Genomic DNA, 23,052 nt, shown 5'->3' with positions numbered 1-23,052 from the left:
GAGCTGTGTGCCGTAAAGCCACACGTGCTGCGCTACTGGGAGCAGGAGTTTCCTCAACTCAACCCCGTCAAACGCCGCGGAAACCGCCGGTATTATCAGCGCCAGGATGTACTGATGATCCGGCAGATCCGCGCGCTCCTTTACGACCAAGGGTTCACCATCGGCGGCGCACGCTTGCGTTTGTCCGGCGATGAAGCCAAAGACGACACCACCCAATACAAGCAAATGATCCGCCAGATGATCGCTGAGCTCGAAGATGTTCTGGTGGTACTCAAGAAATAAAAAGCAGCGTTTGAATACTTCCAGTTTTCAAAAGCTTGCGATATATTCTTGAGCGTTCTTCGAGGTGAAGAGCGAGTTGCAAAACCAGTCGGGGCGTAGCGCAGTCCGGTAGCGCACTAGCATGGGGTGCTAGGGGTCGAGTGTTCGAATCACTCCGTCCCGACCATATAATTCAATGACTTAGGCCAATGTTCACAGCATTGGCCTTTTTCATGCGTGTGAGTTTTTCCGGACTTGTTTGAATTTGGTGTTTATCAGGGCGGGCTGCGCAAATGGATTGCAGTTGCCCGATATTTCTCCGTCGGTGCCGCGCAGTCGAGCGTTCTCGATAAATCAGCCATTTTTTGCGTTTAGCTTGCGAAGCTCTTCGTAGGTCGCGGATTGAACGAACCAGAAGCCTGAGATGATGCACCAGCTCAAAGTGCCGATGACGAAGGTGCTGATGGCTGCGAGAAAACTCTGGCTCAGCATTACCAGTGCAGCAATCCAGATGACTGCCAGTGCAATGTAGAGAACGGTGTTGTTGACGCTGATAACGAAGTCTTTATGTGCATTCCTTGGATAGATTTTCCTCTGGTTACCCTTCTTGGGATTCCAGTGGTGGCATCATATTGCTATCGCGCCAGGCCTCGCTAGTCGCTAATAGGGAAAGACTCGATATCGGTCATGCTGTTCGGGTATTTACTGATCGGGTTTTTTCTCGATATCTTCCGAGTCACTCGACGTCGCCGCATCTTTTTCAGTTTCATGGGCTTGCGCACCCGCATTTCCCCCTGAAGACTCCTCTCCCTTTTTGTTCGCCTTCTCATCATTGGCGCGCGTGCTTTTCGATTGATTGACGCCCGGCAGGGCATTCGGTGGCGCGGCGGAGTCAGCGCTGGTTTTCTCTGTTGCCAAGGCGCATGCCGGCCCGATGAGCAACAGACTGGCAAACGATACCGCCATAATTTTCTTGTTCATCATCCAAACCTTCCACGCGATGGGGTGTACTGCATTGGAATTGTGAGTCGGGAAAAGGTGCGCGGCGATGGACGAGTGGTAGTAATTACCGACTTGCAACCCGCGTCATTTGGCTGAGCCTTTGGCTTGGCGAGTTGTCGCCAGATATTGGCAAAAAGCGGCAAACTGCTGGCCCCCGAGTTGTCCTTTCATCGTCAAACTCGCCTTTTTTCAAAAGGTTAGGTTGGCTATATGCGGACGATTGTCATAACCGTTGCAACGCTTTCCCTGGCTGTCTTTGCCTCGGGAGTACAGGCAAAAGAGTTAAGCAAAAGCCATCGTTTCGCCTGTACCTGGGGCTCGGATATCGCCGCAGGAGCGCAGCGATCCAAGCTCTCAGGGATGTCTTTGTATGGTGCGCGTAAACAATTGCAGGTACGTCGATTTCAGCAGCCATGGATGCGCATGACTGCAATGGGGATTACCGAACAGACCTACAACAGCAGCTCAAAGCTCAAACCGGCGGCGGTCAAGCAGACCTACTACGAGCAGTGCGTGCGACATGAACTGGCCCAGCGATAGACGGGGACTACTCGACATCCAGAACCAATTGGCCAATCGCGGTCTACAGTTCAGTGGATGATCCCACTGTCTGAGAGTACGGATATGTTCAGATCAACTCGATGGGTTGCAGGTTTGATGTCACTTGTTCTGGCCGCCGGCTCGTCGGTGGCGCTGGCCGATCCCGGTAACGGTAAAGGGCAGGGCAATGGTAAAGGCAATCCCCACAATTCCCAGGGCCAGGGCCAAGGGAACAAAGGCAAAAATGCGGGGCGTGACGATTGGAGTCATGGCCCGGCTGTCGACCGAGGTAATGTGATCGGTGTGATTGGCGGCTATCGCGACTACTGGAGCCCAGGCCCTGCACTGCCTCCGGGCATCCAGAAAAACCTGGCTCGCGGCAAGCCGCTGCCGCCGGGTATCGCGAAAAAACTCGACAATCGCCTGCTTGGCCACCTCCCGCGCTATGACGGCTACGAATGGCAGCAGGCGGGTACGGATTTGATTCTGGTCGCACTCGCCACGGGTCTTATCTATGAAGTGCTCAATGGTGCCTTTGATTGAGCGCAAGTCAGCCATCAGCCCAACCTTTTCAGGTTGGGCTTTTTAATACCTTGAATAAGTCGTAGCAGGAGCAGCGGAGTACCATGTCGCGCTCTATTCACCTGCCGAGTCCGATGTCCCATGCCTGCATTTTCCCGCGTCACTTCGTTACTCGACCAGGCGCAACGCGCCTTGCGATTGGTTTGGGGGACGTCGCGCGGTTTGTTTCTGGGCTTGGTGCTGGCGACATTGATTGCAGGTGTGCTGCCGGCACTCGCGGCATGGTTGGGGCAGCGGATTGTCGATGCAGTGGTCGCAGCCATGCAGTTGCACGCGCAGCAGGGTGATGCGCCGTTATGGCCGGTGTTGCGTTATGTGCTGCTGGAGGCGGGTGTGCTGGCGTTGCTGTCCGCTACACAACGGGCGTTGTCGGTGCAGCAGTCGTTGTTGCGGGTGCAGTTGGGGCAGAAGGTCAACACGTTGATTCTGGAGAAAGCTCAGACTCTGTCATTGGTGCAGTTCGAGAACTCTGAGTTCTACGACAAACTGGTGCGCGTGCGCCGCGAAGCCTCGACACGGCCACTGGCGTTGGTCATGAAGTCGCTGGGGCTGATCCAGAACCTGATCATGCTGATCAGCTTCGGTGTGCTGCTGGTGCATTTTTCCCCGTGGGCATTGGTGCTGCTGGTGATCGGTGCGTTGCCGGTGTTCTTCGCCGAGGCGCATTTTTCCGGTGATGCTTTTCGGCTGTTCACCCGTCGCGCGCCGGAGAGCCGCCAGCAGAGTTACATCGAAACCCTGCTGTCCCACGAGGCCTACATCAAAGAGGTCAAGCTCTTCGGTTTCGCTCCGCTGCTGTTGCAACGCTATCGCGACACCTTCGCCAAACTCTGTGCCGAAGACCGGCGCCTGACGTTACGCCGCGATAGTTGGGGTTTCGGTCTCGGCTTGCTGGGCACGGCGGCGTTTTACGTGGCGTACGCCTGGGTGGTGATTGATGCGGTGCATGGCAATATCAGCCTGGGTCAGATGACCATGTACCTGGTGCTGTTCAAACAAGGGCAAAGTGCAGTCAGTAGCAGTCTGAGCGCAATCAGTGGTTTGTACGAAGATGGCCTGTACCTCACGAGTCTTTATGAATACCTGGCCGAGCCGGTTCTCGCCGACAGCGGTCACCTGACTGCCGGCGCACGACCGGGCGATGGGTTGCGCTTCGAAAACGTCGGTTTCCGTTACCCCGGTGCAAGTCGTGCGGCACTGGAAGGCATTGACTTGCATCTGGTGCCGGGCAAGAGCATGGCGCTGGTCGGGGAAAACGGCTCAGGCAAGACCACGCTGATCAAGTTGCTGACCCGGCTCTACCGTCCCGATCAAGGGCGGATTCTGCTTGATGGCAGCGATTTGCAGGATTGGGAGGAAACCACATTACGGCAGCGCATTGGCGTGATTTTCCAGGATTACATCCGCTACCAGTTCAGCGTTGGAGAAAACATCGGCGTCGGCGACACGCTTGCGTTCAACGATCAACAGCGCTGGAAAGAGGCCGCAGCCGAAGGCATGGCAGCGCCCTTTATCGAAGCCCTTGACCGTGGTTATGCGACACAACTGGGGCGTTGGTTTGCCGGTGGTCAGGAGTTGTCTGGCGGGCAATGGCAGAAAATTGCCTTGTCCCGGGCCTATATGCGGCGTGATGCCGACGTCCTGATCCTCGACGAACCGACGTCAGCCCTTGACCCGGCGGCAGAGGCGGCAGTGTTCGAGCATTTCAGCCAACACACGGATGGCCGGATGACCTTGCTGATCTCGCACCGTTTTTCCAGTGTGCGCAATGCTGATCACATCATTGTCTTGGAGCAGGGCCGGATACTCGAGCAGGGCGGCCACGAAGATCTGATCGCCGTTTCAGGGCATTACGCCCAACTGTTCGATTTGCAGGCCCGCGGCTATCGCTAGGAGTCCCGTGCGCTGCGCAGCGCCGCTGGCCCGGCAATCCGCGGAGCAGGTTTGGTCTGCATCAACGCATCGATTGCCTTGCGATAATTCTGTCCGCCCAGCGCCATGCTGTTGTTGTGCGTGGCGCCCGGTATCAGCAGCAGGCGCTTGGGTTGTTGCGCGGCGTTGAACAGTTGCTCACTGAAGCGCGACGGCACGAAAGCATCTGCCAGACCATGCACCACCAACAGCGGCATATGAATATCGGCGATCTTGTCGACGGAATCGAATTTCTGCGACAGCAGCCAGCGCACCGGTAGCGAGGTGTTGGCCACGGCGGCAGCGACATCCGCCAGCGACGTGAACGTCGACTCGATCACCAGACCGCGCACCGGTAGCGGCGAGTGACTGCGGGTGGCGTCCTGACCGAGTTCGGCCGCCAGATCGATCGCCACAGCGCCCCCGAGGGAATGACCGTAAATCAGGCGTTTTTGCGGATCCGGTTGCAGCAGTTTGAAACGCTCCCAGGCCACCCGGGCATCTTCGTAAACGCTACTTTCCGATGGCAGATCACCCTTGCTCTTGCCGAACCCCCGGTAATCGATGGCCAGTACCGAGTAGCCCGCCGCGCGCAATTGCTCGATGCGGAACAACTGCCCGGTGAGGTTCCAGCGCACGCCGTGCAGATAGAGAATCGCCGGTGCGTTGGCTTTTTCCGCCGGCCACCACCAGGCATGAATGTTTTGCCCGGCCTTGAAACTCTTCGGTTGCAGATCGAGTTCCTGCACGCTGCCGGGCAGGCCGCGATACCAGCCGGCCGTGCCCGGTTCGATGCGAAACAGCAGTTTGCGTTCGGTATGTTCCAGCACGGCACAACTCGTCGGCACGCCGATAATCAAGGCGGCCATGCAGGCAAACGCCAAGCGGCGACGGCGCAGACGAGTCATGAAGGAAAGGAACATTAAACGTTTCACCACGGCGCAGACAAAGAACGCTTTTTACCAGATGCCTCGGTCTGCGCGCGATATTTTCGACCACCGTGCATGCGCAACGATTACAAAATGCTGCAACGGCTCAGTCGACCCGCAGCACAATCTTGCCGATATGGTCGCCGGCTTCCATGTGCGCATGGGCCTGCGCCGCGTCGGAGAGTGAGTAAACCTTGTCGATCATCGGCAGGCAGCGTCCGGCGTTCAGTGCTGGCCAAACGTGCTCGCGCAATGCGTCGGCGATGGCGGCTTTCTCCGCAGTGGTTCGTGCGCGCAGCAGCGACCCGGTGACTACCGCGCGTTTGCCGAGGATTGCCAGCAGGTCCACGTCGTTGGCCTTGGCGCCGCCGAGAAAACCGAGCATTACCAACCGCCCGTCCATCGCCAGGGCGCTAACGTTACCGTTGAAGTACGAGCCGCCCATGATGTCGAGAATCACATTCACACCCTGGCCAGCGGTTTTTTCGGCGACGACTTCAGTAAAATTTTGATCGCGATAGTTGATCGCCTCGCCACCCAGTTCACGAATCGCCGCACATTTTTCAGGGCTGCCGGCGGTGGCGAAGGATTCGATGCCGAATTCGCGGCAGAGCATCAGAGCGGTGGTACCGATGCCGCTGGTGCCGCCATGAATCAATACACGTTGCCCCCGGCTGGCGCCGCCGAGGCTGAACAGATTGGCCCATACGGTAAAGAAGGTTTCCGGGATCGCGGCGGCCTGCACCCAGTCGAGGCCATCGGGGATTGGCAACGTCTGGCCCGCCGGGACTGTGCAATATTCGGCATACCCGCCGCCATTGGTCAGCGCACAAACCTTGTCGCCCACGGCAAACTGGCTGACTCCGGCGCCGAGCGCCACCACTTCACCCGCGACTTCCAGGCCGGGAATCGGGTTCATGCCGGGCTTCATCGGATATTTGCCGGCACGCTGCAAGGCGTCCGGGCGGTTGATTCCGGCGGCATGCACACGGATCAGCACTTCACCTGCTGCGGCCACCGGTAGCGGCACGCGTTTGGCTTGCAGGACATCAGGGCCGCCGGGTTCAGTGATTTCGATTCGGGTCATTTCGTTGGGTAAGGACATGTCGATTCCTGTTGCTAGAGGTTCTGTAGATCGGAGCACGGCCCGCAGGCAATGATTCCCTTCAATTTGCGCAGTAGCGTTGTTCAGTCGAGGAGGGCAGCCATTTCAGGGCCTGCTCCAGCAAAAGCGCCACTGTAATCGCGCCGGCAGCGATCACGAACAGCAATGCATGATGGCCGCCCGTGGCATTGAACAACGCCGAATAGGCAAACCCGGCCAGCGCCTGAAACGTGGCAAACGATACGGTGGCGCGGCTCCAGGCGATTTGTTGGCGATGATGATTCGGCACCAACTCATGCACGCGAGCCAGGGCCAGTGGCACGATGCCGGGTGGGAATGAACCGATAATCACTGCCAGCACGGCCAGCGCCATAAAGGATTGGGAAATCGCCAACAGCCCCAGCGCAATCGCCTGCACCGCCAATACCAGTCGGATGCCCATCCGTGCGCCAAGCCGATCCGCCAGAAAGCCATAACTCACCGGCCCGACGATTGCACCCAGGCCATACATGACCCACACCAGTGCGCCAATATGCGCCCCCGCACCGAGCCCGCGAGCCACGTAATCCACCAGGAACACCATGGCCGGCACCAAACCTGCGGCCATAAACGCGTACTGGGCGAACAGCAGATAGACGGCGGGCGGCGTTGGCTCAACGGCCGCAACCTCGTGGGTCGCAGTCGGGTGCGGTAAATCGGAAGGCCAGCCAAACCAGCTCAGTGCCGTCAGCAACAACGACAATCCGCCCAGCCCCAACCAGGTGGCTTGCAGGCCAAGGCTCAACAGCGGCGGCACGATTGTCCCGGAACCGGCAATCCCCAGACCGATGCCCAGAAAAATCGCTCCACTGGCCAGCCCTTTGCGGGACGCTGGCACATGAGGCAGTACGGTCGCCGCCACCAGCACCATGATCGCGCCACCCGTGATCCCCGAGAGCAAACGCCAGCCAAAGAACCAACTGACTGATATCGGAAACGCACAGGCAAAAAACGCGGCGGTAACCAGCAGCATCATTAGCCGCAGGGCGTTTTTATTGCCGAGGTGCCGCGCTATCGGTCGGCCGAGCAGGGCGCCAATCAGGTAGCCGACCAGATTGGCCGCGCCGAGGTAGACCACATCGTGGGCGGAAAACCACTGCGCCTGAATCAGTGATGGAATCAGCGGTGTATAGGCAAAACGCGCCAGGCCGATGCTGACCAGGCTGGCGCAGAGTCCCGCGAAGATCGGTAACGCTGAGGTTGATGTACGCATGACAGCAATCCTGAGGAAGGTTTATGGCGCTCAGCATATCGGCTATCTTTGCTGCGTTAATGCAGCGATTTAGCTTTCTAGTGATGCAGATTTGCATTGGGTGGGGACAGAATGAATTGGGACGATGCAAGGGTTTTTCTCGCAGTATGTCGGGAGTCGACATTACGCGGCGCGGCGCGGTTACTGGGCGTGGATCAGGCCACCGTCGGGCGACGGATCACGGCGCTGGAGAAGTCCCTGAGCGCGACGTTGTTCCTGCGCACGTCCGACGGTTATGCGCTGACGGCGGTCGGCGAAGCGGCGTTCAAAAGCGTTGAGAAAATGGAGCACTCGGCGCTGGAGCTGGAGCGGCAGATTCAGGGGCTGGATGATCGCCTGACCGGTATCGTGCGCGTCAGCACCACCGATTCGCTGGCCATCGACTTCCTGATCCCGGCCATCGCCCGTCTGCACGAGCAACACCCGGACGTGCGCGTGCAACTGGATGCCTCCACGCAGATCCTCAGCCTGGCCAAGCGCGAGGCGGATATCGCCGTGCGCAACACCCGGCCTGACAATCCGGACCTCATCGCCCGGCGGATTGCCCGCTGGCCGGTAGGATTGTTCGCGTCACAGGCGTATATCGACGCCAAGGGCGCTCCACCGCAGGGCACGGCGTTCGAAGGCCATGACCTGGTGGTCTACCAGCCGTATTTGCAGACGAACAAAGACATGACGCTGGTTTCCGAACCGCTGCATCGCGGGCGGATTGTCGCCAGCCTGAGTTCCAGTCTGTTGGTGCGCCGCTCGATTGCGGCGGGTCTGGGTGTAGGAGAAATCCCGGTGTATATGGGCGAGCGTGACGGCCTGGTCAGGCTTTGGCCGGAGCGCAATCGTCCGCAACCGTATGAGGTGTGGCTGGTGACCCACGCGGACTTGCGCCATACCGCGCGGGTTCGGGCAGTGATTGAACAGATTGTCGAGGCATTTGCGCTGGAGAATGAGTGACGGCTTAAAGCGCTTTGGAGAAGCTACGTCGTCTGACGAAACGCCCTACATCCACAGCAGAATCTGCCGGCTTGTGGGCTTGGGAGACCGGCCCTATTGTTGATGTGACTCGCAGCAACAGAAAATTCGCTTGTGAGTGATGCGCCAGGGAAGGTATCGGTAACCCAAGGAAGGGAATCGGATTGAACGCCAGGGAATTTGAGCAATGTCAAAGCACCATCACATTGAGCAAAGGGCATAACATTCAAGCCATGAACGCTATCAGTCGTGAAGAATTCAACGCCAGGATCGAGACCATTGAGGCAAGAATGGATGCTCGGGTCGAATCTGTGTCAGCGAAAATCGAGGGGTTTCTGGATGTTCAGCTCGAGCGAGACAAGGCGCTGCTCGACCGCTACAACTCCATTTCTGCAAATGTGCAGCAAATCGCTCTAGAGTCAAAAGAGGCAGTCCGACAGGCCTCTACGATCAAGGCGAATTATTGGGCTGCAACCGCTGTGTATTTTCTCGGGATCGTCGGCATAGTCGTGGCGACTTATTACGCCAATCAAGCCAACGTCTATGTAGCGATTCAAACGACTTTGTCGGCGGTTCAAGCAGGCAAGGACACCCATCCGCCTAAACCTGCCGTGTCGCCATTACCGAGCACGCCACAATAAAGAACGGCCTTCAAATGAAGGCCGTTCTTGTGGGCGTTGAAACCCTGCCTCATGGCATCTGCGGCAATTCCTGAGGCCGCAGATCAAACACCAATACCTCGGCATCCACGCCGTTGCTCAAGGTCAGCGCCTGTTCCTCGCGAACCCGCACGCCGTCACCTTCCTGCAACAACTGGCCATTGAGTTCAACGCTACCGCGTGCCACATGCACGTAGGCGTAACGGTTGGCTTGCAGCTTCAGGGTGGCACTCTCTTTGCCGTCGAACAGCCCAGCATAGACCCGCGCATCCTGGCGCACTGTCAGCGAACCATCGCTACCCTCCGGCGAGATGATCAGTTGCAGACGACCGCGTTTTTTCTGCGTGCTGAAGTGCTCCTGCTGGTAGCGCGGTTTGGCGCCGCCGACGTCCGGCACAATCCATATTTGCAGGAAGTGCACAGGCTTGGTGGCCGAATGGTTGAACTCACTGTGCGCCACGCCGCTGCCGGCGCTCATCAGTTGTACGTCGCCTGGGCGGATTACCGAGCCTGTACCCAGGGTGTCTTTATGTTCCAGCGCACCTTCAAGCACGTAGGAAAAGATCTCCATGTCGCGATGCGGGTGTTGGCCGAAACCCTTGCCGGCGGCAACGCGGTCATCGTTGATCACCAGCAGGTCGGAAAAACCCTGTTCACGCGGATCGCGGTAGCTGGCAAAGGAAAAGGTGTGGAACGACTTCAACCAGCCATGATTGGCGAGGCCACGATCGGAGGCTTTGCGAAGAGTCAGCATGATGAAATCTCCTTGGGGGACGTGAATTCGTCCGAGTGAGGAGAAGGTTACTGTTTACTCTTCAAGGCAATAAGTAGATGAAAATTGAAATACTGTCCTGTTTTGGTTGACAGTTGTGTGCGGTCGATCACGTATTTTTTTCCGACGACTGCGCCGCAGTTGGCCATAATGCTCAGCCTGTCTTGTCCGTTTACCCTTCTTTATCAGTGATGTTTACCTCATGAAAACCGTGGCAATGGTGTTGTTCCCCGACTTTCTTCTGCTCGATATGGCTGGGCCGCTGGAGGTGTTTTCGGTGGCCAATCGCTATTTGAAACCGGAGTTGCACTATCAACTGACCACCCTTGGCACCGAGCGCGGCCCGTTACGGGCATCCAATGGTGTGCTGGTACACACCGACCGGCATATAGAAGATGCCCCTGAGCGCTACGACTTGCTGCTGGTGCCGGGAGGGCCGGGGGCTTACAACGAAAGACACCCGGCGCTGCTTGCCTGGCTGAAAGCAGCCGTACCCTGTGCCGAGCGATACGGTTCGATCTGCACTGGCGCCTTCGTGCTCGGACATGCGGGGTTGCTCGATGGCTATCGGGTGACTACCCACTGGAACTACACCGAACGCCTGATCAAGGCTTTTCCGAAGGCTAGCGTCGCAACCGATCAGATTTTCATCGAGGATCGCAATCTCATCACCTCAGGCGGGGTCACGGCCGGCATCGACATGGCGCTGGCATTGGTCGCCCAGGATCACGGCAAGAAGCTGGCCCAGGACGTCGCCAAAGTGTTGCTGGTGGTGATGAAGCGTCAGGGCGGACAGGCTCAGTTCAGCCCTTTGATGGCAGCGGTCGCCCCTCTGGAAACACCGGTCACCCGAGTACAGAATTACGTGCTGGAGCACCTCGACGAAGCTTTCAGCGTCGAGCGCATGGCTGGGTTGGCCAACATGAGTGCGCGGCACTTTGCGCGGATTTTTGCCCGCGACATCAATATGACACCCATGGAGTTCCTGCAAAGTGCACGCATCGACTGCGCACGAAATCTGCTGGAAACCAGTGATCTGCCTTTGAAAACCGTGGCCTACAAGAGCGGTTTTGGCAGTGTCCGGCACATGCGCCTGTTGTTCGCTGAAAAACTCGGCCTGACCCCCGTGCAGTACCGCGAACAGTTCAGCTAGAGCGGTTCTGTCCGTTACGCGCACCCGGATGTCCGTGATGCGCCCTGTACGGAGGTTGTGCCGTCATCGCAGGCTGCCAAGATAGTTGGCATGAACAGCCTCAACGATTTGAACCAGGCGACCGTGCTGCATTTCGGCCCCTACGCCTTTCATCTGCGCCAACGGCTGATCCTCGAAGGGGATCGGCCACTGCGCATGGGCGGGCGTGCGCTGGACATTCTGCAGGTGTTGGTCGAGCGCGCGGGTCGAGTGGTCAGAAAGGAAGAGTTGATTGCGCGGGTCTGGCCCACGTCGGTGGTTGAGGAGATCAATCTTCGCGTACACATTGCTGCCCTGCGACGGGCCCTCGGTGATGGTGAGAACGGCCAACGCTACATCGTCAACGTGCCGCAATGCGGCTACTGTTTCGTTGCTCCGGTGCACGGCGACAGTACCGCGCAAGTGGCCCTGGAAAACCTCCAGGCACCGCAACACAACTTGCCTGTGCGGCTGACGCCGGTCACCGGTCGCGACTCAGTGGTGGGCTCGATGGTGCGGCAATTGCCGCTGTGCCGGTTGATGACCGTGACGGGGCCTGCGGGTGTCGGTAAAACCACGGTGGCGTTGCGCGCTGCGGAATTGCTGTTACAGCACTTTCGTGACGGGGTATGGCTGGTGGATTTGGCGGTAGTCAACGACGCGACGCCACTGCTCGATCATCTGTTGCAAACCCTTGATACCGATCTTGTCACGCTGTCTGCCCGCCACACGTTGTTGGTGCTGGACAACTGCGAGCACCTGCGCGAAGCCTGCAAGACTTTGGTTGAACGTTTATTGGAGGCCGCGCCAAGGCTGTCGATTCTCGCCACCAGTCGTGAAGCATTGCAGGCCAGTCTGGAGACGGTGCAGATCCTGCCGCCGCTGGTCATTCCAAAATCCTCGGCGTTGAGCAGTGTCGAGGAGACCATGGGCTATTCGGCAGTGCAGTTGTTTGTCAGTCGTGCCCGTGCCCGGCAGCAGGGTTTTACCCTGCGCGAACAGGATCTCCATGCCGTGCGTGACATCTGTCGACGACTCGACGGGCTGCCGTTGGCGATTGAACTGGCGGCGGCGCACATCGATGCGTTGGCGATGGTCGGGTTGCAGTCACAGCTCGACAATTGTCTGCAATTGCTCAGTCATGGCCGGCGTACGGCCGTGCCCCGCCATCAAACCTTGAAAGCTGCGCTGGACTGGAGTTATCAGCACCTGAACGATCAGGAACAACGGGTGCTGCAACGCCTGTCAGTGTTCAAAATGGCGTTTGCCATTGATGCCGCGATGGGGGTGATCAGTTGCGCGCAATTACCACCGTCGACGCTGGCCTTGATAATTGAGCGGTTGGCGCAGAAGTCCTTGCTGACGGTGGAACGGGGCAGTGCCGGGGTGCGCTATCGCATGCTCAACACAACCCGTCGTTATGCCCGCGAGCAACTGGAGCGCAGTGGTGAGTCCAGCGACTACGTGCGCCGGCATGCGCGCCAAGTCAGTCGCAGTCGTTTGGCTTCAGGTTCGCAGTTGACCGCCCAACTCGTCGAGTAACACGCGCACCTTGCGCAAGTCCGGTGTCGCGTAGCCTTCGGTGAAGCGTTGGTATATCGGACTCAACAGGTCCAGCGCTTCGCGATAGCGGTTCTGCCGTTGCCACAGTTGGGCCAGCGATGTGGCACTGCGCAATTCCCAGGCCAGAGCGCCTTGGGTTTGAGCGATCAACAGCGCTTGGCGCAATACATCTTCTGCTTGCTGAGTGTTGTTGGTTTTAGGGCAACCCGATTCTTCATTCAACAATCGATCCGCCCGAGCGCGCAAAATTTCTGCCGCGCTCCAGCCTGCTGCACCGCTCTGTGCCCGTTCAAGCAACGCATCATCAACAAAGCCACTGTCCAGCGTCACCATGATTTCCCTGATCAGGCCGCTGTCATCGGTTGGCATCGGCGCGGCGGTATCGGCGTCGATGACCTGCGCGTAGTGCCGTGCCCATCGATAGAACAGCAGTACCGAATGCTTCTGTGCCTGCTCCAGCAACAGATTCAGCAAAGCACGGGCGTTTTGCTGGTCTCCGTTGTAATGAGCGATCAGGCAACTGGCCAACGCCAGGGTGTAGCAGATCGAGGTGCCGTGATTGATTTGCACGGCGATGTCCAGTGCCTGCCGTGCCGTACGCCAGGCTTGTTCCGGGAAGCCTTGCAGCCATAACACCCGGGCGAGCACCGTCAATGAGGCGACGCTTTGGTCGTACTGCACGCCGAAGCCATGGGTGAAGCGGTTGAGATTACCGCTTTGCGCCATGCGCTGAATCACTTGCTCTGCATGCAGGCGCGCCTGCGGCTGGTCGCCGGCGTAATGCAGCGCCAATACTCGCAAACGATGCGTGCTCAGCGACAGTAGCGGATCGCCGTGCACGCCGAGTCGATCGAACTGTTCGCTCTGTTCCAGCGCCAGTCGATAGTGGCCACAGCTGAGGTTGACTGCCATGTGGCCGGACACCGCGCGCAGTTGCCCGGCTACATCGTCAAGTTCCTGTGCCAGCGCGTGGGCGTCGACGAAGGCCGCGATGGTTTCCGGGGTGCCGCCCCAGGTGTGGTAGCAGGCGCTGCCGAGCGCCAGTTTCAAGGCGATTTTCACCCGAGGGCAAGCCTCATCAGCGTTTTCGAGCAGGGCCAGCGCCTGACGCACGTAACCACCGTATTCCTTGAGTAGCGACAGCTCTTGCCACAGCGGTGCCGAGGTCGCGGCCAGATAAATCCCTACATCATTGGGGCCGACACCGTTCAGGCTCCAGTCCAGCGCCGCGCGCAAGTCTTCCAGGCCGCGTGCATAACGCTCGATCCAGAGGTCGGTTGGGGTGTTTTCCCAATCGGTCTGCCCCTGATACATAAGTGCCAGGCAGCGTTCAGCATGGCGTTCGCGGGTTTCGGCGAGTTCGGCGCACTGGTCGAGCTTTTCCAGGGCATAACGGCGCGTGGTATCGAGTAGCCGGTAGAACACCTCTTCATCACCGACTTCGACGTTGAGCAACGACTTGGCCACCAGTTGCGTGATCGAGCCAAACACTTCGCCGGGCTTGATGTGCTGGCCACCGATCACGGCAGCGGCGGACTCCAGCGTGAAGCCGCCACGAAACACGCCGAGTCGGCGCAGGCAAGTCTGTTCGCAATCGGTGAGCAGGTTGAAGCTCCAGTCCAGCGTGGCACGCAGAGTGAGATGACGCTCCACACTGCTTTGATTGCCGGCGGCCAATGCCGGCAAGCGGCCCTGCAACTGGCTCAACAAACCATTGAGACCCAGTTCGGCGACCTGTGCCGCCGCCAGCTCCAGCGCCAGCGGAATACCGTCCAGACGACGGCAGATTTCAATGGCATCGGGCAACTCGGCGTCACTGAGTTCGAAGCCCTCGTGAGCCGCCAGTGCGCGTTCGGCAAACAGTTGCAGTGCAGAAAAACTCAACGCCTGTACGCGATCAAGCACGGCAATCGGCGGCGGGTAATCAAGGGACTCAAGACGCTGCACATACTCGCCTTCGGCACGCAGGCTCTCGCGGCTGGTGGCCAGAATGTGGACCTGTGGCGCACCGCGCAAAATGCTCTCGCCGATCAGCGCCACGGCGTCGATCAGGTGTTCGCAATTGTCGATCACCAGCAGCATCTGGCGCTCGCGCAGGGCGTTGACCAGACTGGTCAGCGGCTCGTTGTCATGCAGTAGCACATCAAGCAGGGCCGCCAGGTGCGAGCAGATCATTCGCGCGTCGTTGATGGGCGACAGATCCAGCAGCCGAATACCGTCCCGATAGTGGCCGATCATCTGTTCGGCAACGCGCAGGGCCACGGTGGTTTTACCGATACCGCCGGGGCCGACCAGCGTGATGCAGCGCTGGCGCGGCAACTGCCTGATCAGGCTGTCGACCAGCGGCTGCCGGCCGATCATTCGCGTGCGGCGCAGCGGCAGGTTATGCCGCGTGCCGGTCCCGGCGCAGGTGGGTTGTTCGATCAATTGCAGCACGAGCGGTGCGACAAAACTGTAGCCGCGCTGTGCCACGGTGACGATGTATCGCTGTCCGGCCTGACCATCGCCGAGTGCTTTGCGCAGGGCGGCCATGTGAACCCGCAGGTTGATGTCTTCCACGACGCTGTCCGGCCAGACCCCGGCGATCAATTGCTGCTTGCTCACGACTTCGCCAGCATGCGCCAGCAGGATCAGCAGAATGTCCATGGCGCGTCGGCCCAGGCGCAACGGCTGGTCGCCCTCAAGCACCAGCCGTTGTCCAGGATGAATCCGATAGGGGCCGAAACCGATGGCCTGATTCGGGGAAAGACTCAACCGCTCACTCCTGCGAAATTCTTGTCATCCTGCCCCAGGCTTGTGAAGCCTCCGTGAAGGGCAGGGCGGATCAGGGCGTCAGTTGCACGCAAGCCTTCTAATCCGCAGTTTGCGGACATATTCCTCAGGTTCTGGCGCCAGTGCAACGTGCAGATTGCCGTCAACACTCGAAACGCTATGGCGTAACTTCCGTTTTTACACACTGCAATGCCCAAATCACCGCTCTGCGCCACGGACAATTAACAACGATTAACTCGTCTGCGTCCGCTCCAGCCTCAAAACTCCGATCAAACAAGTTCAACCTCAGGCACAGACCTGATGGCTGCAATGGAATGCACTCGTCCGGAGGACGGCGCAATGAGCAACGTGGTGGTGGTCTATCACAGCGGTTATGGCCACACACGCGTCATGGCCGAAGCCGTGGCGCAGGGCGTCGAACGGCACCTGGGCAGTACCTGTCGGTTGGTCGCGGTAGAAGAAGTCGAACGCTATTGGGATGAGTTGCACCGCGCCGATGCGATCATCTTCGGCGCGCCGACCTACATGGGCAGCGCGTCGGCGGGCTTCAAGCAATTCATGGAGGCCAGCGCGGCGTTCTATCTGGCCAAACCGTGGCGCGACAAGGTCGCTGCGGGGTTCACCAATTCCGGCAGTCTGTGCGGCGACAAGCTCAATACGTTGCTGCAAATGGCGGTGTTCGCCGCGCAACATTCGATGATATGGGTTGGGCTCGATTTGCTCCCGGCGCGCTCGGCGGCCGGGTTCTTTGATGGGCAATTGAACCGTCTGGGCAGCTCGCTCGGTGCGATGTCCCAATCCAATGTCGAACAGACGCCCGAGCAGGCGCCGCCGCTCGAAGACCGGCGCACGGCGGCCCATCTGGGTGAGCGGGTGGCACAAGTGGCGCAGCGGTTGAGGTACAAGTGAGGAAGGGGCGATAGGATCGGCGCCTACACTGCAAGGCGCATGCCGGCAGACGCTGGCGAAGGTTGCGATCTTTTGAGCTTCATATCCGGCACTTCACGACAGCGCCAGGCAAACGGGCTGATCCCTTCGCTACGGGTGAAGATGTGGCAAAAGTGCGCCTGATCACAGAAACCGCATTCCAGACTGATCTGCGTCAGGCTCAAGTGCGTGTGCTGGATCAACAGCTTGGCGCGGGCGATGCGCTGAGTCCGGATCCAGTCCTGTGGCGAGAGCCCGGTACTGCACTTGAACGCTCGGGAAAAATGACTGCGTGACAACGAACATGCCTCTGCCAGTTCGGTGACCTCCAGGCTTTCACCCAGGCGATCGAGGATCAACTGTTTGACTCGCCGTTCGCGCTGTGGACTGAGGCCGCCGATGCGCGGTGTGCGGGATTCGCTGGCGGGGGCGAGGGCGACTGTTTGTTGTAAGTGAGCCATGGCCAATGTCCGTGTCGGGGGAGGGGACGCACGCTGGGTGCTTTCCCCTCTGGTCAAGAAAACAATGTTTCGCAGTGGGTTTCATTGTTGGACGGGGCCGGAGGACTGACGAGTTAAACGTTGTTAATTGCGCCGCAAAACTTTGAACTCAGCACATCGCTGCAAGTCGGCGACGGGGCGGATCGGCGAGGATGACGACTAATAAGAGGCACACGTTCGGTGCCGTCGAAGATCGATCAAGCAAGGGGACTCGCATGACAGGTTCGTTGCACGCTGCATTGGGCACACTCGGTTTGGCACTCGCGTTGGCGGCCGGTAGTGCTGTGGCACAAGCGCCGCAGGTCGGTACGCAGGCGCCCGGTTACTTCCGTTTGGCGTTGGGCGACTATGAAGTGACCGCGCTGTTCGACGGCTACAACGATCTGTCGCCCAAACTGCTTCAGGGCATGAGTCAGGGGCAGATCCGTGCATTGCTCGCTCGCCGTTCGATTGAAACCCCGGGTGTGCAAACGGCGTTCAACGCGTTTCTGGTCAACACCGGCAAACAGTTGATCCTGGTCGACACGGGCGCCGGGCAGTGCATTGGCGCGACTGCCGGCCAGCTCTCGGCGAACATGCAGGCAGCGGGCTACAAACCGGAACAGGTCGATACCATCCTGCTGACCCATCTGCATCTGGATCACGTTTGCGGATTAGTCGACGCTCAGCAAAAACCGATTTTCGCCAACGCCACGGTGTATGCGGCCAAGGCTGAAGCTGACTATTGGCTTGATCCGCAGGCCTTGGCCAAGGCACCGGCCGGGGCGAAAGAGTTCTTCAAAATCGCTCAGGATTCCACGGCGCCCTACGTGGCCGCCGGCCGCTTCAAAACCTTCACGCCAGGGCAATCACCCCTGCCAGGCGTGGTCGAGGCGCAACTTGAAAGCGGGCACACGCCAGGCAGCACCACTTACCGATTTACCTCGCAGAACCAGAGCATCGTGTTCGTGGGCGATCTGGTGCATAACCTTGCCGTGCAGTTCGAACACCCTGAAGTGTCGATCAGTTTTGACGTCAACAGTCAGCAGGCCATCAAAAGCCGTAACGCCGTGTTCAGCGCTGCTGCCGCCAGCAAAACCTGGGTGACCGCCGCGCACCTGCCGTTTCCGGGGATCGGTCACGTCACCGCCATCGACAAGCATTTCCAATGGGTGCCGGTGGAATACGGCCCTTACAAACGCGCGGCCAAAGTACCGTTGATCGAGTAAAGTACGGCGCTTTCGCATGACTGAACAAGACCTCCAGGCAAGGAACACGAGCCCATGAACCGTAACGATCTGCGTCGCGTCGACATGAACCTGCTGGTGATTTTCGAAGCACTGATGTTCGAAAAGAACCTGACCCGCGTCGCCGAAAAACTGTTTATGGGCCAACCCGCCGTGAGCGCGGCGCTCGGCCGCTTGCGGGATCTGTTCGATGATCCGTTGCTGTTGCGCAACGGTCGCGGCATGGAGCCGACCGCCCGCGCCCTGGCGATTCTCAAAGAGCTGCAACCGGCAATGGACGTTATTTCCGGGGCGGTCAGCCGGGCCAAGGAATTCGAACCGGCGAGCAGTTGCGAGGTGTTTCGCATTGGTCTGTCGGATGACGCCGAATTCGGTCTGTTTCCGCCGCTGCTGCGCCAACTTCAGGAGGAAGCGCCGGGGATTGTGGTCGTGGTGCGCCGCGCTAACTATTTGCTGATGCCGGCGCTGCTGGCCTCCGGAGAAATCTCGGTTGGCGTCAGCTACACCACCGATCTGCCGGCCAACGCCAAACGCAAGAAACTGCGCGACATTCCCTGCAAAGTCCTGCGCGGCGACGACCGTCCGGGGCCGCTGACGCTGGACGAATACTGCGAACGGCCGCACGCGATGGTGTCCTTCTCCGGTGACTTGAGCGGCAACATCGATCTGGATCTGGCCAAGCTTGGCCGTTGCCGTCGCGTGGTGCTTGGCGTGCCGCAGTTCAGCGGCTTGCGCGCTTTGCTGGCGGGCACCGAAATGATCGCCACCGTGCCGGATTACGCCGCCTGTGCGCTGGTTGAAGGCTGCGCCCTGCGCGCCGAAGATCCACCGTTCCCGATTGAGGCGGCGCAATTGTCGATGGCCTGGAGCGGGGTGCATGACAACGACCCGGCGGAGAAGTGGTTGCGCTCGCGGATCAGCCAGTTCATGTCGGCATCGCTGGATATTCCGCCAGCCTGAAGAAAAACGTAAATCCCCTGTGGGAGCGAGCCTGCTCGCGATGGCGCCCGGTCAGTCGACTTCAATGTTGAATGACACACCGCTATCGCGAGCAGGCTCGCTCCCACATTGGTTTTAGGTGACTGAAAGAAAGAGAGCACATCCATCCAATTTCTCCCCGCCCTGCATTGGCATTATTCAGGTCAATGACATTTAAAGGGTCGGGTCATGAATGCTTTGCAACGAGACGAACGGGCGCGCGACCTCGGTTTACTGTTTTTACGGGTCAGCGGTGGATTGTTTCTGCTGTGGGTACACGGCTTGCCCAAGCTGCTGGACTTTACAGCCCAACTGCAAATGATCGAAGACCCGTTCCACCTCGGTGCCCAACTGACCTTATGTCTGGCGATCTTCGCCGAAGTCCTCTGTCCGCTACTGATCGTCGGCGGGGTGCTGGCGCGATTGGCCTGCTTGCCTATTCTGTTTGTGCTGCTGGTAGCGCTGTTAGTCGTGCATCCGCAATGGAGTGTGGCTGAAGGGCAGTTCGGCTGGTTGCTGTTGATCCTGTTTGCCACTGTGTTTATCGCCGGGCCGGGACGGCTGGCGCTCAATGTTCGTTTACCCGGAGTACTGCGTTATGCCTGAAGTCCTTAGTCAAAAAGCACCGGGGGCCGATGAGACCGTCACGCTGATCGTCAAGCACCGGGTCAAGGCCGGTTTTGAAGCAGCCTATGAAGCCTGGTTGCGCAATATCGTACGGGTGGCGGGGCAGCGCGAAGGGCACTTGGGCGTCGACGTGGTGCGCGGCAAGCGCGCCGGCCTCGATACTTACACGTGTGTGCTGCGCTTTTGCTCGACCGAGGCGATGCAATTGTGGCTGGAGTCACCGCAGCGTCAGGCCCTGGTCGATGAAGCCGCTCCGATGCTCGCTGATGGCGACCAGACTGAGGTCGCCCCGGTCAATGAATTCTGGTTCGCGCCGCTGGCCGATGCCGCCTCGCCGCCGCCGCGCTGGAAGCAGGCGGTGGTCACCTTGCTGGTGATTTTTCCGCACACCCTGCTGGTACCGCTGATCTGGGGGCCGCTGCTCGGGTTGCACCCACTGCTTTCCAACTACGTGATTGCCACGTTCCTGATCACCCTGACCATCGTGTTGTCGGTGGTGTACGTGTTCATGCCGCCCGTGACCCGTTTGTTTGCGCCCTGGCTGGAAGCCGGTCAGGCCCATACACACGTCGAATCCACAGAACACCCGTCACGCTGAAACCATTCATTTTTTGTCGAAGGAACTGCGATGAACGCCGATCTGATTCTCTTCAATGGCCAATTTCATACCGTAGACCGCACTAAACCACTGGCCAGTGCCGTGGCGATCAAGGACGGCCGTTTCGTGGTCGTTGGTAACGACACCCAAGCCATGGCCCTGCGCGGTTCATCCACGCAAGTGATCGACATGCACGGCCGCTGCGTCATCCCCGGTCTCAACGACTCGCACTTGCACCTGATCCGTGGCGGTTTGAACTACAACCTCGAACTGCGCTGGGAAGGCGTACCGTCGCTGGCCGATGCGCTGCGCATGCTTAAGGAGCAGGCCGACCGCACACCGACGCCGCAGTGGGTGCGCGTGGTCGGCGGCTGGAACGAATTCCAGTTCGCCGAAAAACGCATGCCGACCCTCGAAGAACTCAACCAGGCCGCGCCGGACACGCCAGTGTTCGTCCTGCACCTGTACGACCGTGCGCTGCTCAACCGCGCCGCATTGCGCGTGGCCGGTTACACCCGTGACACGCCGAACCCGCCGGGTGGCGAGATCGTCCGTGATGCCAATGGCAACCCGACCGGCATGCTGGTGGCCAAACCCAACGCGATGATTCTCTACTCGACGCTGGCCAAGGGGCCGAAGCTGCCGCTGGAGTATCAGGTCAACTCGACTCGCCAGTTCATGCGCGAACTCAATCGCCTCGGCCTGACCAGCGCGATCGATGCCGGCGGTGGTTTCCAGAACTACCCGGACGATTACCAGGTGATCGAGCAATTGGCCAAAGATGACCAGTTGACCGTGCGTATCGCCTACAACCTGTTCACCCAGAAGCCGAAAGAAGAGCTGACCGATTTCCAGAACTGGACCGGCAGCGTCAAGTTGCACCAGGGCGACGACTTCCTGCGCCACAACGGCGCCGGCGAGATGCTGGTGTTCTCGGCAGCGGATTTCGAAGACTTCCTCGAACCGCGCCCGGACCTGCCGCAAACCATGGAGCAGGAGCTGGAACCGGTGGTGCGCCATCTGGTTGAACAGCGCTGGCCGTTCCGTCTGCACGCCACGTACAACGAATCGATCAGCCGCATGCTCGACGTGTTCGAGAAGGTCAACCGTGACATTCCGTTCAACGGTCTGCCGTGGTTCTTCGACCACGCTGAAACCATCACCCCGCAGAACATCGAGCGGGTGAAAGCGCTGGGCGGTGGCATCGCGATTCAGGATCGCATGGCGTTCCAGGGCGAGTACTTCGTCGACCGTTACGGCGCGAAAGCCGCTGAAGCCACGCCGCCGATCAAGCGCATGCTCGCCGAAGGTGTGCCGGTCGGCGCAGGCACCGACGCCACGCGGGTTTCCAGCTACAACCCGTGGACGTCGCTGTACTGGATGGTCAGCGGCCGCACGGTCGGTGGTCTGGCGCTGTACGAAGAAGGTTTGCCGCGCACCACCGCGCTGGAATTGTTCACCCACGGCAGTGCCTGGTTCTCGTCCGAGCAGGGCAAGAAAGGCCAGATCAAAGTCGGGCAACTGGCAGATCTGGCGGCGCTGAGCGCGGACTTCTTCCACGTCGAAGAAGAAGCCATCAAGTGGATCGAGTCCGTACTGACCGTGGTTGGCGGCAAGATCGTTTACGCCGCGGGCGACTTCCAGGACCTCGGGCCAGCCAGCGTGCCGGTGCTGCCGGACTGGTCGCCAGTGGCAAAAGTCCCGGGCCACTGGCGCCAGAACGCGCCGATGCAGGCTCAGGTGCACCAATGCGTCGGCGCGTGCGCCGTGCACTCGCACAGCCATGAAAAGGCGCGCCTGTCGAATGCCCCGGTCAGCGATTTCGCCGGTTTCTGGGGTGCGTTCGGCTGTTCCTGCTTCGCGTTCTGATTCTTACCCAAAAGCGCCGGCCTCGACGGTCGGCGCTTCACGCAACAACCATCCACCCAGGAGTTTCCCATGAGCGTTCCATACAAGCGTCTGAACAAAGATGATGCGGTTGTGCTGCTGGTCGATCACCAGACCGGTTTGATCTCGCTGGTACAGGATTTCTCGCCAAACGAATTCAAGAACAACGTGCTGGCACTGGGCGACATCGCCAAGTTCTTCAAGCTGCCAACCATCCTCACCACCAGTTTCGACGCCGGCCCGAACGGCCCGATCGTACCTGAGCTGCTTGAGCAGTTTCCGGACGCGCCGTTCATTCAGCGTCCAGGCCAGATCAACGCCTGGGACAACGAAGACTTTGTCAAAGCCATCAAGGCTACCGGTCGCAAGCAACTGATCATCGCCGGTGTGGTGACTGACGTGTGCGTGGCATTCCCGACGCTGTCGGCCATCGCTGAAGGTTTCGAAGTGTTCGTGGTGACCGATTCTTCCGGCACTTTCAACACCACCGTGCAACAAGCGGCGTGGGCACGCATGTCGGCGGCCGGTGCTCATCTGATGAACTGGTTCGCTGTGGCTTGCGAGCTGCAGGGTGACTGGCGCAACGACATGGAAGGCCTGGCGCATCTGCTGTCCGAGCGTCTGCCGAACTACCGCAACCTGATCAACAGCTACACCAAGTTCACGGCCAAGTAATCGATCGCGCCTGAAAAGCCCCTCACCCTAGCCCTCTCCCCGAGGGAGAGGGGACTGACCGAGGGGTTCTTTCGAGTTGCACCGACCTGAGCGATCGAGTCGATCTCCGG

At 59.4% G+C, this 23,052-nt stretch carries 22 protein-coding genes and 1 tRNA gene; 16 read left to right on the top strand and 7 right to left on the bottom strand.

The window, feature by feature from the left end; translation table 11 throughout:
* Together ACIOVB_RS06255 and ACIOVB_RS06250 are read left to right on the top strand one after the other, a co-directional pair.
* A partial coding sequence (locus ACIOVB_RS06255) for a MerR family transcriptional regulator (protein ID WP_401265855.1) occupies positions 1 to 282 on the top strand: 282 nt, incomplete at its 5' end.
* An 89-nt stretch (positions 283 to 371) separates the two neighbouring features.
* Positions 372 to 448 (top strand) — tRNA-Pro (locus ACIOVB_RS06250).
* A gap of 515 nt (positions 449 to 963) precedes the next feature.
* Here the strand turns inward: ACIOVB_RS06250 and ACIOVB_RS06245 are convergent.
* Positions 964 to 1,242, bottom strand: a complete 279-nt coding sequence (locus ACIOVB_RS06245) for a hypothetical protein (protein ID WP_401265853.1) — start codon at positions 1,240 to 1,242, stop codon at positions 964 to 966.
* Positions 1,243 to 1,473: 231 nt separating this feature from the next.
* Between ACIOVB_RS06245 and ACIOVB_RS06240 the strand changes: the two genes are divergently transcribed.
* The 3 genes from ACIOVB_RS06240 to ACIOVB_RS06230 all read left to right on the top strand — a co-directional run bounded on the left by ACIOVB_RS06240 (position 1,474) and on the right by ACIOVB_RS06230 (position 4,278).
* A complete protein-coding gene (locus ACIOVB_RS06240; RefSeq protein WP_401265850.1) occupies positions 1,474 to 1,803 on the top strand; it encodes a hypothetical protein in 330 nt (109 codons plus the stop codon).
* A gap of 84 nt (positions 1,804 to 1,887) precedes the next feature.
* Positions 1,888 to 2,346 (top strand): anti-virulence regulator CigR family protein, encoded by a 459-nt coding sequence (locus ACIOVB_RS06235; RefSeq protein WP_187677107.1) that lies wholly within the window; start codon positions 1,888 to 1,890, stop codon positions 2,344 to 2,346.
* Between the two features lie 120 nt (positions 2,347 to 2,466).
* The gene (locus ACIOVB_RS06230; protein ID WP_401265848.1) at positions 2,467 to 4,278 is read left to right on the top strand and encodes an ABC transporter ATP-binding protein; all 1,812 of its coding nucleotides are present in this window, start codon (positions 2,467 to 2,469) and stop codon (positions 4,276 to 4,278) included.
* On the opposite strand, the gene ACIOVB_RS06225 is transcribed toward ACIOVB_RS06230, so the two are convergent.
* The 3 genes from ACIOVB_RS06225 to ACIOVB_RS06215 all read right to left on the bottom strand — a co-directional run bounded on the left by ACIOVB_RS06225 (position 4,275) and on the right by ACIOVB_RS06215 (position 7,582).
* Positions 4,275 to 5,219, bottom strand: a complete 945-nt coding sequence (locus ACIOVB_RS06225; protein ID WP_401265845.1) for an alpha/beta hydrolase — start codon at positions 5,217 to 5,219, stop codon at positions 4,275 to 4,277. The two genes, ACIOVB_RS06230 and ACIOVB_RS06225, sit on opposite strands and share 4 nt — an antisense overlap.
* A gap of 112 nt (positions 5,220 to 5,331) precedes the next feature.
* Complete coding sequence (locus tag ACIOVB_RS06220) at positions 5,332 to 6,330, bottom strand: NAD(P)H-quinone oxidoreductase (RefSeq protein WP_401265842.1); 999 nt, start codon at positions 6,328 to 6,330, stop codon at positions 5,332 to 5,334.
* Between the two features lie 61 nt (positions 6,331 to 6,391).
* Positions 6,392 to 7,582: a YbfB/YjiJ family MFS transporter gene (locus ACIOVB_RS06215; protein WP_401265840.1), complete on the bottom strand. Its 1,191-nt coding sequence runs from the start codon at positions 7,580 to 7,582 to the stop codon at positions 6,392 to 6,394.
* A gap of 111 nt (positions 7,583 to 7,693) precedes the next feature.
* Here ACIOVB_RS06215 and ACIOVB_RS06210 point away from each other — a divergent pair, with 111 nt between their 5' ends.
* Positions 7,694 to 8,569 carry a LysR family transcriptional regulator gene (locus ACIOVB_RS06210; protein ID WP_401265837.1) on the top strand — a complete coding sequence of 292 codons (876 nt, stop codon included), beginning with the start codon at positions 7,694 to 7,696 and terminating at the stop codon, positions 8,567 to 8,569.
* A gap of 182 nt (positions 8,570 to 8,751) precedes the next feature.
* On the top strand, positions 8,752 to 9,228 hold the full coding sequence (locus ACIOVB_RS06205) for a hypothetical protein (RefSeq protein ID WP_401265834.1): 477 nt from the start codon (positions 8,752 to 8,754) through the stop codon (positions 9,226 to 9,228).
* Positions 9,229 to 9,277: 49 nt separating this feature from the next.
* On the opposite strand, the gene ACIOVB_RS06200 is transcribed toward ACIOVB_RS06205, so the two are convergent.
* Positions 9,278 to 10,000 carry a pirin family protein gene (locus tag ACIOVB_RS06200; RefSeq protein WP_401265831.1) on the bottom strand — a complete coding sequence of 241 codons (723 nt, stop codon included), beginning with the start codon at positions 9,998 to 10,000 and terminating at the stop codon, positions 9,278 to 9,280.
* A gap of 220 nt (positions 10,001 to 10,220) precedes the next feature.
* Here ACIOVB_RS06200 and ACIOVB_RS06195 point away from each other — a divergent pair, with 220 nt between their 5' ends.
* Complete coding sequence (locus ACIOVB_RS06195; protein WP_187676979.1) at positions 10,221 to 11,171, top strand: GlxA family transcriptional regulator; 951 nt, start codon at positions 10,221 to 10,223, stop codon at positions 11,169 to 11,171.
* A gap of 90 nt (positions 11,172 to 11,261) precedes the next feature.
* Positions 11,262 to 12,731: an ATP-binding protein gene (locus tag ACIOVB_RS06190; protein ID WP_401265828.1), complete on the top strand. Its 1,470-nt coding sequence runs from the start codon at positions 11,262 to 11,264 to the stop codon at positions 12,729 to 12,731.
* Here ACIOVB_RS06190 and ACIOVB_RS06185 read toward each other — a convergent pair.
* The gene (locus ACIOVB_RS06185) at positions 12,696 to 15,506 is read right to left on the bottom strand and encodes an ATP-binding protein (RefSeq protein ID WP_401265826.1); all 2,811 of its coding nucleotides are present in this window, start codon (positions 15,504 to 15,506) and stop codon (positions 12,696 to 12,698) included. The genes ACIOVB_RS06190 and ACIOVB_RS06185 overlap by 36 nt on opposite strands.
* 357 nt (positions 15,507 to 15,863) lie before the next feature.
* On the opposite strand from ACIOVB_RS06185, the gene ACIOVB_RS06180 reads away from it, so the two are divergent.
* Positions 15,864 to 16,433, top strand: coding sequence for a flavodoxin family protein (locus ACIOVB_RS06180; RefSeq protein ID WP_401265860.1), 570 nt, complete (start codon positions 15,864 to 15,866; stop codon positions 16,431 to 16,433).
* A 23-nt stretch (positions 16,434 to 16,456) separates the two neighbouring features.
* Here ACIOVB_RS06180 and ACIOVB_RS06175 read toward each other — a convergent pair whose 3' ends face one another.
* Positions 16,457 to 16,912 (bottom strand): helix-turn-helix domain-containing protein, encoded by a 456-nt coding sequence (locus tag ACIOVB_RS06175; RefSeq protein WP_187676982.1) that lies wholly within the window; start codon positions 16,910 to 16,912, stop codon positions 16,457 to 16,459.
* Positions 16,913 to 17,166: 254 nt separating this feature from the next.
* On the opposite strand from ACIOVB_RS06175, the gene ACIOVB_RS06170 reads away from it, so the two are divergent.
* From ACIOVB_RS06170 to ycaC, 6 genes are all read left to right on the top strand, one after another.
* Positions 17,167 to 18,159, top strand: a complete 993-nt coding sequence (locus ACIOVB_RS06170) for an MBL fold metallo-hydrolase (RefSeq protein ID WP_401265823.1) — start codon at positions 17,167 to 17,169, stop codon at positions 18,157 to 18,159.
* A gap of 54 nt (positions 18,160 to 18,213) precedes the next feature.
* Positions 18,214 to 19,137 (top strand): LysR family transcriptional regulator, encoded by a 924-nt coding sequence (locus ACIOVB_RS06165; RefSeq protein WP_187676984.1) that lies wholly within the window; start codon positions 18,214 to 18,216, stop codon positions 19,135 to 19,137.
* 207 nt (positions 19,138 to 19,344) lie between these two features.
* The gene (locus ACIOVB_RS06160; protein WP_401265819.1) at positions 19,345 to 19,761 is read left to right on the top strand and encodes a DoxX family protein; all 417 of its coding nucleotides are present in this window, start codon (positions 19,345 to 19,347) and stop codon (positions 19,759 to 19,761) included.
* Positions 19,754 to 20,380 carry an antibiotic biosynthesis monooxygenase gene (locus ACIOVB_RS06155; RefSeq protein WP_187676986.1) on the top strand — a complete coding sequence of 209 codons (627 nt, stop codon included), beginning with the start codon at positions 19,754 to 19,756 and terminating at the stop codon, positions 20,378 to 20,380. The genes ACIOVB_RS06160 and ACIOVB_RS06155 overlap by 8 nt, the downstream gene beginning before the upstream one ends.
* Before the next feature lie 30 nt (positions 20,381 to 20,410).
* Positions 20,411 to 22,249, top strand: a complete 1,839-nt coding sequence (locus ACIOVB_RS06150) for an amidohydrolase (protein WP_401265817.1) — start codon at positions 20,411 to 20,413, stop codon at positions 22,247 to 22,249.
* A 69-nt stretch (positions 22,250 to 22,318) separates the two neighbouring features.
* Positions 22,319 to 22,942, top strand: coding sequence for an isochorismate family cysteine hydrolase YcaC (gene ycaC / locus ACIOVB_RS06145; protein WP_016774080.1), 624 nt, complete (start codon positions 22,319 to 22,321; stop codon positions 22,940 to 22,942).
* Positions 22,943 to 23,052 lie beyond the last annotated feature (110 nt).

The sequence above is a fragment of the Pseudomonas sp. NPDC087639 genome, assembly GCF_044743385.1.
Taxonomy (GTDB): domain Bacteria; phylum Pseudomonadota; class Gammaproteobacteria; order Pseudomonadales; family Pseudomonadaceae; genus Aquipseudomonas.
This window is presented reverse-complemented; position numbering and strand designations above follow the sequence as displayed.